Source organism: Micromonospora jinlongensis (assembly GCF_013410645.1).
Lineage (GTDB): Bacteria > Actinomycetota > Actinomycetes > Mycobacteriales > Micromonosporaceae > Micromonospora > Micromonospora zamorensis.
This window is the reverse complement of sequence record NZ_JACCHK010000001.1, coordinates 5,359,380-5,373,252: the sequence shown is the minus strand read 5'-3', so window position 1 is coordinate 5,373,252 and position 13,873 is coordinate 5,359,380. Positions and strand designations below refer to the sequence as shown.

Annotated in this window: 12 protein-coding genes; 1 reads left to right on the top strand and 11 read right to left on the bottom strand. The window is 70.7% G+C overall.

Features of this window, described 5'->3' with window-relative positions; all coding sequences use genetic code 11:
• Window positions 1–39: 39 nt before the first annotated feature.
• From hpf to efeU, 8 genes are all read right to left on the bottom strand, one after another.
• A complete protein-coding gene (hpf, locus tag HNR22_RS24185; protein WP_179782260.1) occupies window positions 40–684 on the bottom strand; it encodes a ribosome hibernation-promoting factor, HPF/YfiA family in 645 nt (214 codons plus the stop codon).
• Between the two features lie 246 nt (window positions 685–930).
• A complete protein-coding gene (locus HNR22_RS24180) occupies window positions 931–1,605 on the bottom strand; it encodes a ComF family protein (protein WP_179783707.1) in 675 nt (224 codons plus the stop codon).
• Window positions 1,606–1,642: 37 nt separating this feature from the next.
• On the bottom strand, window positions 1,643–3,463 hold the full coding sequence (locus HNR22_RS24175) for an LpqB family beta-propeller domain-containing protein (RefSeq protein WP_179782259.1): 1,821 nt from the start codon (window positions 3,461–3,463) through the stop codon (window positions 1,643–1,645).
• On the bottom strand, window positions 3,460–5,214 hold the full coding sequence (mtrB, locus tag HNR22_RS24170) for an MtrAB system histidine kinase MtrB (RefSeq protein WP_179782258.1): 1,755 nt from the start codon (window positions 5,212–5,214) through the stop codon (window positions 3,460–3,462). The genes HNR22_RS24175 and mtrB overlap by 4 nt, the downstream gene beginning before the upstream one ends.
• 12 nt (window positions 5,215–5,226) lie before the next feature.
• Complete coding sequence (gene mtrA / locus HNR22_RS24165) at window positions 5,227–5,916, bottom strand: MtrAB system response regulator MtrA (protein ID WP_030331519.1); 690 nt, start codon at window positions 5,914–5,916, stop codon at window positions 5,227–5,229.
• Between the two features lie 222 nt (window positions 5,917–6,138).
• The gene (gene efeB, locus HNR22_RS24160) at window positions 6,139–7,416 is read right to left on the bottom strand and encodes an iron uptake transporter deferrochelatase/peroxidase subunit (RefSeq protein WP_179782257.1); all 1,278 of its coding nucleotides are present in this window, start codon (window positions 7,414–7,416) and stop codon (window positions 6,139–6,141) included.
• A gap of 25 nt (window positions 7,417–7,441) precedes the next feature.
• Window positions 7,442–8,575, bottom strand: coding sequence for an iron uptake system protein EfeO (gene efeO, locus HNR22_RS24155; protein ID WP_179782256.1), 1,134 nt, complete (start codon window positions 8,573–8,575; stop codon window positions 7,442–7,444).
• A gap of 23 nt (window positions 8,576–8,598) precedes the next feature.
• The gene (efeU, locus tag HNR22_RS24150; RefSeq protein WP_179782255.1) at window positions 8,599–9,501 is read right to left on the bottom strand and encodes an iron uptake transporter permease EfeU; all 903 of its coding nucleotides are present in this window, start codon (window positions 9,499–9,501) and stop codon (window positions 8,599–8,601) included.
• 168 nt (window positions 9,502–9,669) lie between these two features.
• Here efeU and HNR22_RS24145 point away from each other — a divergent pair, with 168 nt between their 5' ends.
• Window positions 9,670–9,828 (top strand): hypothetical protein, encoded by a 159-nt coding sequence (locus tag HNR22_RS24145; RefSeq protein ID WP_172861943.1) that lies wholly within the window; start codon window positions 9,670–9,672, stop codon window positions 9,826–9,828.
• Between the two features lie 90 nt (window positions 9,829–9,918).
• Here HNR22_RS24145 and ahcY read toward each other — a convergent pair whose 3' ends face one another.
• The 3 genes from ahcY to HNR22_RS24130 form a co-directional block, all read right to left on the bottom strand.
• On the bottom strand, window positions 9,919–11,418 hold the full coding sequence (gene ahcY / locus HNR22_RS24140; protein ID WP_179782254.1) for an adenosylhomocysteinase: 1,500 nt from the start codon (window positions 11,416–11,418) through the stop codon (window positions 9,919–9,921).
• 280 nt (window positions 11,419–11,698) lie between these two features.
• The gene (gene manA, locus HNR22_RS24135; protein WP_179782253.1) at window positions 11,699–12,862 is read right to left on the bottom strand and encodes a mannose-6-phosphate isomerase, class I; all 1,164 of its coding nucleotides are present in this window, start codon (window positions 12,860–12,862) and stop codon (window positions 11,699–11,701) included.
• Window positions 12,863–12,865: 3 nt separating this feature from the next.
• The gene (locus tag HNR22_RS24130) at window positions 12,866–13,855 is read right to left on the bottom strand and encodes a cation diffusion facilitator family transporter (RefSeq protein WP_179782252.1); all 990 of its coding nucleotides are present in this window, start codon (window positions 13,853–13,855) and stop codon (window positions 12,866–12,868) included.
• Between the last annotated feature and the right edge of the window lie 18 nt (window positions 13,856–13,873).

Genomic DNA, 13,873 nt, shown 5'->3' with positions numbered 1-13,873 from the left:
GGGGGCTCCCCACCACGACTCCATGATCAACGCGTCTCGTTACCGGTCGGTGGCGAGGGAGATGATGCCGTAGTCGTACGCGTGGCGCCGGTAGACGACGCTCGGGCGGCCGGACTCCTTGTCCTGGAACAGGTAGAAGTCGTGCCCGACCAGTTCCATCTCGAACAGCGCGTCGTCGATCGTCATCGGCTCCGCCGGGTGCACCTTCTCCCGGGCGATGTGCCACGGCTGCTGGTCGTCGTACTCCTCCTCGACCCGCTCCGCGACGGCGGTGCCGGCGCGGGCGCCGTCAACCGGCGCGCTCAGGGCGGGGGCCACCAGGTCCGCGACCGGCAGGCCCGCGGTGGCCTCGGCGACGGAGATCGGCGTCTGCCGACCCCGGTGTACGCGGCGACGGTCGGCCGCGCGGCGCAGCCGGGTGTCGAGCTTCGCGATGGCCGCGTCGAGCGCGCTGTAGAAGTCGTTGGTGCACGCCTCGGCCCGAATCACCGGGCCCCGGGAAATGCAGGTGATCTCCACCCGCTGGCAGTGGTCGGCTTGGCGCGGATTGCGCTCGTGAAACAGCTCGACATCGACACGAATAAGTTTGTGGTCGTAGCGTTCGATCTTTGCGAGTTTCTCGGCTACGTGCACCCGGTAATGGTCCGGCACTTCGACGTTTCGGCCCTTGACCACGATGTCCACGTGACCTCCCTTTTTCGGACGGTCTTCGATCCGGTTACCCGGTCGCGCGCCGTGGGGAGACCCGCTGGCGTCGACCGGTTGGTACGGCTACGCCTCCTCTCACCGCCGGGGGCGGGTGGAACGAACCTCCTACCCCCGACAGCGAAACGCTAACTCCTGTTCGCGCGACAGTCACCCCATGTTGCCGAGACGGCCCAGGATTTTTCGCAGCTCATACACCAACGGGTGAAACGGAAACACGATCGGTTACGACTGGTGTCTTTTCTCGGTCGCCGCGAGCACCGCGGCGACACCCGGTGCCCACCCGGTCGCGGTCAGCACCCTGGTCGCGGCGGCCAGTGTGACGCCGGTGGTGACGATGTCGTCGAGCAGCACCACCACCGGGGCCCCGGCTGCGGCACGGGGCCAGCCGGGCGCGGCGGAGCGGGGCTGGAACGCGGCCTCGGCCGCGGCCGCCCGCCCGATGCTGTCCAGGGTCACTGAGTCGGGCCGGGGCAACGCCCGCAACGGGCGATGCACCTGCGCCGCCCAGCCGCCCCGGTTGAGCCGGGCCGCGCAGTGGCGGGCGAGCCGGTCCAGGTGATCCCCGTACCGGGAGCGGGCCGCCGCCGCCGTGTCCGGGACCGGGACCAGCGCCACCGGACCGGCCACGCCGACCGCCGCCGCGACGACCTCGGCGAGCAGGGCCCCGAGTGGGCGGGCCAGACCGTGCCGGCCGTGTTCCTTGTACGCCAGCAGTGCCTCACGCAGCGGGCCCGCGTACGGGCCGAGGGCGACGCAGGACGGCAGGCCCGGCGGGGCGGGTGTGGGGCGGACCGACCGTGGACGCAGCGCGTCCAGTGCCTCGACGCAGACCGGGCAGACCCCGTGCCGCAGACCGGGCCGGCGCTCCCGACAACCCGCGCAGGTGGCGGGCAGCACCAGGTCGGTGAGGTCCGCCCAGAGCCCGCTCACGGTGTCAGTAGAGGAAGAACGGTGCCGACGGGTTGCTCGGTCGGACGCCGGCCGGCACCGGGGCGATGTCCCGCACGCGGTCCGGCTCGATCCGCTCGAACGGACTGCTGCGGTAGGCCACCCCGTTCGCCTCGTACATGTAGGCCCCGCTGGGCACCCGCACGACGCGGTTGGTCGGGTACGCCGTCAGGTGGTTGACCTTGGCGCCCACGTCGGTCCGCAGGGGCGTCTCCACGGCGCCGTCCACGCTGATCTCGTAGATCGCCTGCTGGCCTGCGGACCCCGCCACCACCAGCCGGTCCTCCCTGCCCCAGTCGACCGCCGTGAGGCCGGTCAGCGAGGTGGCCAGTTGCCTCGGCGGCCCGATGGAGACCCCGCCGCCGTCCAGGTTGACCGCGGCGACGTAGAGCCGGCCACCGGCGATCACCGCGACCCGCTGACCGTCCAGCGCGGCGGCGACCGCTGTGACGTCAGCGGTGGGCAGGTTGAGCGGCACCGGGTACATCCGCGCTGCCTCGTCGAACCGGTAGAGCTGCCCGTCGGCCACGACCAGGCCGCGACCGGCACGGGAGTCGACGGTACGCAGCCAGACCGGTCGGCTCATCGAGGAGTATTCGGTGCCGCTGCGGCTGATGACCGAGACCGGCGCGACACCCGTGCCCACCGCGAGGCGGTACCGGCCACCGCTGCTGCCGTTGACCACCATCCCGGCGAGGAGCCGCTGATCCCGGGTCAGCGCCAGGCCGGCGGAGACGATGTTGCGATTGACCTCGGGCGTCAGCGGCACCATCCCGCTGAGTTCGCCGTCGAAGTCGAGCGGGTGGATGGCACCCTCGTACACGCCGAACCGCTGTGGGCTCTGGGCGTTGGGGTAGAGCTGCTGGGAGTTGCGTCGTTCGTTCAGGTCCTGCACGGGCTGCGAGTTGTTGCGGATCTTCAACTCCAGCTCGCCCGTCAGGTCGCCGAGTGACCAGGCGAGCTGGGTGATCAGCTGGTCGATGCCGTTCTGGTCGTCACCGGACATGTCCAGGTTGACCTCCCACCGGTTGTTCGCGCCGGTGGCATTGTTGATCAGCTCGGTGCGGTCGGGCAGCCCGACGACACCCGGGCGCAGCCAGTCGGACGGGCCGCCGACCAGCCACTTCACGACCTCGTTGACCCGGCGCTCGCTGGGCACCGCCACCGGCCGGTAGCGCTGGTCGGGCACCAGCCGGCTGCGGTCGGAACTCCAGAAGTAGATCGTCTCCTCCTGGTAGTACTGCTTGAGGGCGACGTCGCTGAGCAGCAGCACGTTCGGCGGGTCGAGGACGTAGAGGCCCGCGCGCTCGTCGTTGGCGCCGCCGTCCAACGCCGCGCTGCGCAGCCCGAACTCGTATTCCGTCTCGGTCGCCACGGGCGGGGCGAGGGTGCCGTTGGCCCGCAGCACACCGAGCTGCTGCACCGTGATCTTCACGGTGGTGGTCGAGTCGCTGTTGAGGGTGTAGACCGCCGCCTCGCGCAGCCGGACCACGTTCAGCGCGACCTCGCTGCCCTTCTTGTCCTGCAGACGGGACTTGTCCTCCGGGGCGACGAACGCCTTGACCCGCTCGTACGCCCGGTCCGGCTCGCCTGCGGCGGCGGACAGGAAGTTGCGCACGAACACCTCGTTGTCGCTGCCGCCGGCGGTCCGCGTCGGCGGCTCACTGCGCCGGACGTCGAACCCGCCGGCCCCGGTCACAGCCCCGCGCTTGCCGTCCACCCGCACGTCGGACCCGGCCGGGATGCCGCAGCCGGCACCGAGCAGCACCACCACACCGAGTGCCCCGAGCAGAGACGGTCGTCTCATGAGCGCACCTCCGCCCGCTGTCCGTCCCCGGTCGGGGCCGGGCCGATCGCCACCGCCCCGCCTGTGCCCGGGCCGATGGCCAGCGGGCCACCGTCACGGGGGCCACCGAAGGGCAGCGCGGCGTCGGCCGGCACCAGCCGCAGCGGCGAGGTGGTCAGCCGATCGCCGGCGCGGGCCGGCAGAGTGAGCCGGAACTGCGCGCCCTGCCCGGGAGCACCCCACGCCTCCAGCCAGCCGCCGTGCAACCGGGCGTCCTCCAGGCTGATCGACAGGCCAAGGCCGGTGCCACCGGTCTGCCGAGCCCGGGACGGGTCCGCCCGCCAGAACCGGTTGAACACCAGCTTCTCCTCGCCCACCTTGAGCCCCACACCCCGGTCGCGGACGGTGATCGCCACTGCGGTCTCGTCTGCGCCGAGGGTGATCAGCACCGGACGGGCCTCGCCGTGCTCGACGGCGTTGCCGACAAGGTTGCGCAGGATCCGCTCGACCCGGCGCGGGTCGACCTCGGCAATCACCGGCGCGCCCGGCAGGTCGAGCTCGATCGGGACGCCCACCCGCTCGGCCAGGCCGGCCAGCCGGTCGATCACCCGGTGCACCACCGGCACCAGGTCGGTCGGTTCGGAATCCAGCATGGCGAAACCGGCGTCGAACCGGCTGATCTCCAACAGGTCGGTGAGCAGCTCCTCGAACCGGTCCAGCTCAGCTTGGAGCAGCTCGGCGCTGCGGGCCACCGCCGGGTCGAACTCGTCGCGCTCGGCGAAGATCAGGTCAGCGGCCATCCGGACCGTGGTCAGCGGGGTACGCAGCTCGTGCGAGACGTCCGAGGTGAAGCGGCGCTGCAGCCGGGACATCTCCTCCAGACGCAGGATCTGCCGTTGCAGGTTGGTGGCCATCTGGTTGAACGAGGCGGCCAGCAGGGCGAGGTCGTCCTCGCCGTTGACCACCATCCGCTGGTCGAGCAGCCCGGCGGAGAGGCGCTGGGCGGTGCGCGCGGCGACCCGGACCGGGTTGACCACCAGGCGGGTGACCAGCGCCGCGAGCAGCCCGAGCAGGATCACCAGGGCGACCCCGGTGGCCACCACGGTCGCTCGGGCGTCGGCGGCGGTGACGTCCTGCCGGGTCAGCGGCACCAGATAGTAGAGCTCGATCTGGCCGAAGCTGGTGGGCACCGGCGACCCGTACACGAGGTATTTGGTGGACTTCCCGGTGAGCCGGCCGGTGCGGATCTGGCTGGCGACCTTGCCGTCGGCGACGGCGGCCCGCAGCTCAGGGCTGATCAGCTGTTGGACGTTCGCGGAGGGCGCGGTGCGCGTCTGGATCTCGTTGGGGTAGTCGTTGGCCGTGATCGCCACCACCACCCCGCTGGTCTGCTGGGGGTCGCCACCGGCGAGGTAGTTGACAGTGCCGTCGATGGTCTCCTGGAGCTGCGCCTCCTGCGGCTGGCCGTAGAGCGAGACCTGCTTGGCGGCGTAGCTGGCGCCGCTGGTCACCCGCTGCCGGACGTCGCTGCGGGCGCTGTCGAGCAGAATGGTGGTGATCTTGTCGGCGATCAGGAACGCGAAACCGCCCACCAACAGACTGGATGCCACCAGCGTGATGGTCACGACCCGCACCTGGAGCGAGCGGCGCCAGGTCTGGTGCGCCCGGGCCGCCACGCGGGCGACCCGGCCGCTCACCGCGCGCCAGGCCTCCCCGCCGGCGCTGGGCCGGCGGGCAGCCGTGCTCGGGGTGGGTGGGGGCGTGGTCGACACAGTGCGACCAGGCTATCCGGTCCCCGCCTTGTAACCCACGCCCCGCACGGTGAGGATGATTTCCGGTCGCTCCGGATCCGGCTCGATCTTGGCCCGCAGCCGCTGGACGTGCACGTTGACCAGGCGGGTGTCGGCCGCGTGCCGGTAACCCCACACCTGCTCCAGCAGCACCTCACGGGTGAAGACCTGACGTGGCTTGCGGGCGAGCGCGACCAGCAGGTCGAACTCCAGCGGAGTCAGCTTCACCTCCTCGTCGTTACGACTGACGGTGTGCGCGGGCACGTCGATGGTGATCTGGTTGTCGGGCGGCCCGATGGTCAGCATCTCGGGGGCGACGTCCTCACCTCGGCGCAGTCGGGCCCGCATCCGGGCGACCAACTCCTTGGGCTTGAACGGCTTGACCACGTAGTCGTCGGCACCGGACTCCAGGCCCAGCACGACATCCACGGTGTCGCTCTTGGCGGTCAGCATGACAATCGGCACGCCGGACTCCGCCCGGATGGACCGGGCGACGTCGATACCGCTCATACCGGGAAGCATCAGGTCAAGCAGCACGATATCGGGACGACTGTCACGAAATGCGGCCAACGCCCGCTCGCCGTCCGCCACGAACGAGGGCAGGAAACCCTCACTACGCAGCACGATGCCGAGCATCTCGGCGAGCGCGGGGTCGTCGTCGACCACCAGTACGCGGGCTCTCATGGGATTAATATTGCATCCTCATTCAGTTCGGTGGGACCGGCGTCTGCCGGTAAGGGATAGCGCCGCCGACGGACCTGTCACCGCGACCGGCGGCGGCGCCACGTGCTGCGGCGCCGGGCGCACGGACGGGTCCCGGGCCTGGCTGCCACCATGATCCCCCTTCGGCGCCGCCCGGCGCCACCGCAGCCCGGACCGATTCCGCTGTCGCCATCTCGACGACGGTCAGCCGAAGAGGGCGCGCCCCCAGTGGTCGCCGCCGTCGCGTACCCCGGGTGGGCAGGCGAACACACCGCTGGAGACGTGCCGCAGGTATTCGTTCATCACATCGTGTCGGGCCAACTGGGTCTGGATCGGCACGAACTGGCGGCGCGGATCGCGCTGGTAGGCGATGAAGAAGAGGCCCGCGTCGAGCCGGCCCAGGCCGTCCGAGCCGTCGACGAAGTTGTAGCCCCGGCGTAGCAACTGGGCGCCGCTGTTCCGGCTCGGGTGGGCCAGCGTGACGTGGGCATGCTCGGCGATCACCGGCTTGCCGTCCGTGCCGCGCGCCGCGAAGTCCGGCTCGTCGAACTCATCGGCCCGACCGAGTGGGGCACCGCTGCCCTTGCTCCGGCCGACGATCTCCTCCTGCTCGGCGAGGGAGGTACGGTCCCAGGTCTCCACGAGCATCCGGATCTTGCGCGTGACCAGGTACGAGCCCCCGGTCATCCAGTCCGGCCCGTCGCCCGGCTGCACCCACAACTGGTCGCGCAGCAGGTCGGTGTCCTCGGCCTTGAGATTGGCCGTGCCGTCCTTGAAGCCGAACAGGTTGCGCGCGGTGGCCTGGTCCCGGGAGGTCGACGAGGTACGCCCGAAGCCGAGCTGCGACCAGCGGACGCTCACCACGCCCATGCCGAGGCGAGCCAGGTTACGGATCGCGTGCACCGCCACCTGCGGATCGTTGGCGCACGCCTGCACACAGAGGTCGCCACCGGAGAGCTGCGGCTGCAACGCGTCACCCGGGAACTTCGGCAGCTCGGCCAGGGCGGCTGGCCGCCGGTCGGCGATGCCGAAACGGTCCCGGCCGTCGGAGTCGCGGAACAGCGTCGGCCCGAAGCCGATCGTCAGGGTGAGCTGCGAGGGGGGCAGCCCGAGCGCCTCGCCGGTGTCGTCCGGTGGGGCCTCCGGCATCCCGCCGACCGCGCCGAGGATCCCGGCGTCCCGCCCCGCGGTCATCCGGGCGGCGGCGGCAGTCCACTCCTCGAGCAGCTCGACCAGCCGGGCCCGGTCCTTGGTGATCACGTCGAAGGCGACGAAGTGCAACCGGTCCTGTGCCGGGGTGACGATGCCGGCCTGGTGCTCACCGTGGAACGGCACGGCCCCGGCCGGGTGGTCGCTCGCCGCGGCCGGGCCATGGGAGCCGTTCAGCAGTGCCCCCGCGCCGGCCGCCACTCCGGCGACGCCCGCCACCCCGGCGCCGGCCAGGGTGATCGCCCGGCGCCGGGTCAACCTGCTTCCGCTCATCGACTCGACTCCCTCTGCCATCCGGTCACTTCGCGACGGCCGCGGCGACCTTGCTGATCGGCTCGGCGAGCGCGTTGATCCCGTCGGAGAGCTCCTTGAGCTCGGCCTTGCTCAACGCGGTGTGCAGCTTCCACCCGTCGCCGTCGCGGTGCTTGCCGAGCAGCGCCTCCACGTTGGCGAACTCGGTGTCCAGTTGCGTGACCAGCTCCGGTGCGCGCTGCTGGAGCGCCGGGCGGAGGGCGGACACAGCGGCCTTCGAACCCTCCAGGTTGGCGGCGAAGTCCCACAGGTCGGTGTGCGAGTAGCGGTCCTCCTCGCCGGTGATCTTTCCGCTGGCCACCTCGTCGAGCAGTTCCTTCGCGCCGTTGGCGAGCTGGAGCGGGGAGAGCTTCTCTGCGTTGGCCTTGGCCACGATCTCCTTGACGTCGACCAGCAGCCGGTCGGCGATCGGGCCGTCCTTGCTGATGTCGCCGGACTGCCAGAGGTCCTTCTCGATCCGGTGGAAGCCGGTGAACTCCATCCCCTCCTCGATGACCTCCTCGCGGCCGTCGATCTTGGGGTCGAGGTCACCGAAGATCTCGGCCACCGGCTCGATCCGCTCCCAGTAGGTGCGGGCGACCGGGTAGAGCGCCTTGGCCTTGACGACGTCACCGGCCTTGACCGCGCCGACGAACTCCTCGGTCTTGTCGAGAAGCGCGCTGGTCTGGCTCTTGACGTAGCGCTGGTAGTTGTCGGCGGCGTCACCGAGCGCGGCGTCGGCGGTGAGCGGCTGCGCCGACCCGCTGACCTTGAGCGCACCCCGGATGCCCTTGCCGCTCATCCCGGGCTTGCAGGCCGTCTGGTACGTGCCGGCCGGCAGCTCCACGTGCAGCTCACGGCTGAGCCCGGGGGCGATGTTCTCCACCTCGCCGAGCACGCGGTCGCCCTCGGCGTACACGTAGAACTCGGTCACCTTCGCGCCGGAATTGGTGATCTTGAAGGTGGCCGTGCCGGCACCCAGGTCGGTCGTGCCGACCTCGCAGGCGGTGTCGCTGGCCTTGACCACGATCGGTCCGCCGGTCACGGCCGAGTCGCCCTTGTCGGAGTCGGAGCAGGCGGCCAGACCGGCCGTCGCCAGCACGCCGGCGGCGGCCAGCGCGAAGAACTGGGTCGTACGCATCTGAGCTGTCTCTCCTCGTGGAGTCAGGCACGCTGCGGCGTGGACGCCGCCTCGGCCTCGGCCTCGGTGCCGGTGTCGGCCCCGCGCTCGGTGACGGTGGTGGTCGCGGTGGGTGTCGGCGTACGCCGGGCCGGCCGCAGGAAGAGCAGGAGGACCGGTACGGCGTACCCGACCCAGGCGATGGTCTCCAGCACGGTGGGCGCGGGAGTCACGTTGAACATGCCGGCGAGCAGGGCGGCGTACCAGGTGCTCGGGTCGAGCGTGCTGGTGATGTCGAAGGCCAGGTCGTTCAGGCCGGGCAGGACGCCGGCCTCCTGGAAGTCGTGTACGCCGTACTTGAGGATGCCGGCGGCGACCAGGATCAGCAGCGCGCCGGTCCAGGTGAAGAACTTGCTGAGGTTGATCCGCAGGGCGCTGGCGTAGAGCAGCACGCCGAGCACCACGGCGGTCACGATGCCGCCGATCAACGCGAGCAGCGGTCCACTGTCGCCGGCCGCACCCTGGGCAGCCGAGTAGAAGATCAGTGCCGTCTCCAGGCCCTCGCGGATCACCGCGAGGAAGGCCATGCCGGCTACCGCGAGGGACCCGACGGCCAGCGCCTCGGTGAGCTTGCCCCGCAGCTCGCCGGCGATGGTCCGGGCGGCTCGGCGCATCCAGAAGATCATCCAGGTGACGAAGACGACGGCGGCGACGGAGGTGATCGCCTCGAACAACTCCCGGTCCTCGGAGCGGGCCAGCAGCGAGGTCGACGTGTATTCGATCAGCCAGCCGAAGAGCACCGAGAGCACGACGGCCAGGCCGACGCCCGCCCAGACCTGGGGCAACCGGTCCCGACGCTGCGACTTCACCAGGAAGGCGACCAGGATGCTGACCACCAGGGTGGCCTCCAGGCCTTCCCGAAGGCCGATCAGGTAGGTGGCGAACATCCGGGCTCCGAGTTGATTAGGCACGCCTCAACTGACTTAGGGCAGGCATACCTTCCTCCCGCTCGGGGCTGGCGTCAAGTCGATCGCGACAAGCTCACTCGCCCTGCGACCAGCCTCTTCGGCCTCGGGAGGGCGGGCCACCCCGGTCGACTGTGGGAGGATCCCGCCGTGAAGGCATTCCTGCCGTGGCTGACGGTGCTGGCCGTCGTGCTGCTGCTCAGCGCATTGCGCCTGCGGGCCCTGGCCACCGTCGTGTCGGTCGGCTGGCTGGCCTGGTGCGTCTGGACGTGGTTCCGCCCCACCCGCCGCGGCCCTCGGTCGGGCTGAGCCCGCCGGCCCTGACGACCGCGGGCCCTGGTGCCGGATACGACGAAACCGGGCCGGCTGCGAACAGCCGACCCGGTCCGGAATCGTCGATCAGTAGCGGTAGTGATCCGGCTTGAACGGACCCTCCGTGGAGACACCCAGGTACGCGGCCTGCTCCTTGGTCAGCGTGCTCAGCTTGGCGCCGAGCGCGCCCAGGTGCAGCCGGGCAACCTTCTCGTCCAGGTGCTTGGGCAGCACGTAGACGCCGATCGGGTACTCCTCGGTCTTGGTGAACAGCTCGATCTGGGCGATCGTCTGGTTCGCGAACGAGTTCGACATCACGAAGCTCGGGTGCCCGGTGGCGTTGCCCAGGTTCAGCAGGCGGCCCTCGGAGAGCACGATGATCGCGTGCCCATCGGCGAAGCGCCACAGGTCGACCTGCGGCTTGATGTTGACCCGCTCGACGTCGGAACGCTTGGCCAGACCAGCCATGTCGATCTCGTTGTCGAAGTGGCCGATGTTGCCGACGATGGCCTGGTGCTTCATCCGGGCCATGTGCTCGTTGGTGATGACGTCGAAGCAGCCGGTCGCGGTGATGAAGATGTCCGCCTGCTCGACCACGTCGTCCAGGGTGGCGACCTGGTAGCCGTCCATCGCGGCCTGCAACGCGCAGATCGGGTCGACCTCGGTCACCACGACCCGGGCGCCCTGGCCGCGCAGCGACTCGGCGCACCCCTTGCCCACGTCGCCGTAGCCCATCACCACGGCCATCTTGCCGCCGATCAGCACGTCGGTGGCCCGGTTGAGGCCGTCGATCAGCGAGTGCCGGCAGCCGTACTTGTTGTCGAACTTGCTCTTGGTCACCGAGTCGTTGACGTTGATGGCCGGGAAGAGCAGGGTGCCCGCGCGGTGCATCTCGTAGAGCCGGTGCACGCCGGTGGTGGTCTCCTCGGTCACGCCCTTGATGCCGGCGGAGATCCGGGTCCAGCGCTGGTTGTCCTCGCCGAGCGAGCGGTGCAGCAGTTCGAGGATGACGCCGTACTCCTCGGAGTCGGCGGACTCGACCGGCGGGACCGCCCCGGCCTTCTCGAACTCCGCGCCCTTGTGCACGAGCAGGGTGGCGTCGCCGCCGTCGTCGAGGATCATGTTCGGGCCCTGCCCGTCCGGCCAGGCGAGCACCTGCTCGGTGCACCACCAGTACTCCGGGAGGGTCTCGCCCTTCCACGCGTACACCGGCACGCCGGCCGGGGCCTCGGGGGTGCCCTCGGGGCCGACGACGATCGCCGCGGCGGCGTGGTCCTGGGTGGAGAAGATGTTGCAGGACGCCCAGCGCACCTGCGCGCCGAGCGCGACCAGCGTCTCGATCAGGACGGCGGTCTGGATGGTCATGTGCAGCGAGCCGGTGATCCGCGCGCCGGCGAGGGGCTGCGCCTCGGCGAACTCCCGGCGAATCGCCATCAGGCCGGGCATCTCGTGCTCGGCGAGCTGGATCTCCTTACGCCCGAACTCGGCGAGCGACAGATCCGCCACCTTGAAGTCGCCTTCGGCGAGCGTGCTCGGCCGGGCCTCGGACGGCGTACCGCTGGCGGACGCCGGGAGGGTGCTGGTCATGAAAGCTCCTGTCGAACGATGTCTGCGCCGACCTTCCACCTTACGCGCGCCGGCGACGGGCATCTGGGGACGGGCCGCGGACAGCGCACGGGGCGGTCGGTGATGGACGGACTTACCCGCCCACGTCCCGCCCGCCCCGTGCATCCCCCCGGTTTGGTTCCCCCGCACGTTCTCGGACCGTCGTCGCGATAACGCTGCGTACTCATAGAGTCACACTCAGGCAGGGTGGCGTCAAGCTATTCCGGGAAAGTCGGACTTGTGGCGTTGCCGAGCGTGCGCGTCAGCGCAATCCAGAGGTCGCCACGTACGCCTCACCGGCGCCGCTGACCCGCAACGGCTCACCGGCCGCCGTGCCGATCGCCGCCTCGCCGGACGCGAGCGTCACCGCACCGGCGCCATCGTCCACGGTGATCGAACCGCCACCGCAGAGCACCACCCGGGGACCGGGCAACGGCAGCGTGACCGAGGGCACCTCCGCACCGACGCGCACCCGGTGCAACGCGAAGTCGTCCACCGGCACGGGCCAGCAGTCCACACCCGGGCCCACCGGATGGGCGGCCCGCACCGGATCGTCGAGCACCTCGAAACGCAGCACCCGCAGCAGCTCGTCGACGTCCACCCGCTTCGGGGTCAGACCACCGCGCAGCACGTTGTCGCTGGCCGCCATGATCTCCACCCCGCAGCCGCTCAGGTAGGCGTGCAGGTTGCCGGCCGGCATCCAGATCCCCTCGCCCGCGACCAGCCGTAGGTGGTGCAGCAGCAGCGCCACCAGCGCGCCCGGATCGGCCGGGTAGGCCTTGGCCAGTCGGCGCACCAGCTCCGCGTCCGGGCCGTCGGCCGACGACGCCAGCACGGCGCCCAACAACCCGTCACGCTGCTCGACCGGCCAGCCGAGCAGCGTCCGTACCGCCGTCCGCAGCCCCGCCGGCCCAGCCCGCAACGCCTCGACCACCGGCGCCAACTCCGGTACGCCGAACGCGGCGAGCGCCTCCGCCGACTCCGCCGGGTCCCGGAAACCGCACAGCGCCTCGAACGGCGTGAGCGCGACCAGCAACTCCGGTTTGTGGTGCGGGTCCGAGTAGTTGCGCTCCCCCTCGGGGCGCCCGGCCTGCGCCGCGAAGCCAGCCCGGGCCTGCTCGGCGTCCGGATGAGCCTGGAGGCTCAGCGGAGCGTCGGCCGCGAGGACCTTGAGCAGGAACGGCAGGCGACTGCCGAACCGCTCGGACACCCGCTGGCCGAGCCACTGCCCCGGCTCGTCCCGCACCAGATCACAGAGGCTCAGCCGCAGACCGGCACGGACCACGCTGGCCGGGGCGCCCGGGTGGGCGCCCAACCACAGCTCCGCCTCCGGCCCCTCGCTGGGCACCGGCCTCCCCTGGAGGAGGGCGATGGCCGAACGAGACCCCCATGCGTAGTCGCGGATCGGTCCGTACAGTGGCTCCACCAGTCAGCCCCCGGACCGCTCGGCCTCTGGTTGGGGAACGGCGGTGTCAGCGGCGGCGCCGGTGCCGGCTTCGGCGGCGGCGACGCTGTAGATGTCCGGCTCCAGGTAGATCACCCGGGCGATCGGCACCGCGGCGCGGATCCGCGCCTCCACGGCGTTGATGCCCCGGGCCAGGTCGTGGGCGCTCTCGCACGCCGGCACGCCGATCTTCGCGGCCACCATCAGCTCTTCCGGGCCCAGGTAGAGCGTCTTCATGTGGATGATCCGCTCCACCTCGGGGCCGTCGGTGACGGCGCGCTCGATGGCGGCCAGCTCCGACGCCTCGGCACCCTCACCGAGCAGCAGGCTCTTCGTTTCGAGGGCCAGCACGATGGCGATGGCGACCAGCAACAGGCCGATCATCGCGGTGCCGGCGGCGTCCCACTCCCCGTTGCCGGTGATCAGGGTCATGGTGACGCCGAAGAGCGCGAACACCAGACCGACCAGGGCGCCGAAGTCCTCCAGCAGCACCACCGGCAACTCCGGTGCCTTGGCCCGGCGGATGAAGCGCACCCAGGACTGGTTGCCCCGGATGTGGTTGGACTCCTTGATGGCGGTCCGGAAGGAGAACGACTCCATGATGATCGCCGCCACCAGCACGACGACCGGCACCCACTGCCACTCGGTGATCCCGTGCGGATCCGACCACTTGTGGTACGCCTCGTACAGGGCGAACAGGCCACCAATGCTGAACAGCACGATGGACACGATGAACGCGTAGATGTAGCGCTCCCGGCCGTACCCGAACGGGTGCTCCGGGGTGGCCGCCCGCTTGGCCCGCTTGCCGCCGAGCAGCAGAAGGGCCTGATTGCCGGAGTCGGCGACCGAGTGGACCGACTCGGCCAACATCGACGACGAGCTGGTCAGCAGGAACGCGACGAACTTGGTGATGGCGATGCCGACGTTCGCCAGCAGGGCGGCGACAATCGCCTTCGTGCCACCGTTGGCGCTCATGCCACCGCTCCGCTTCGC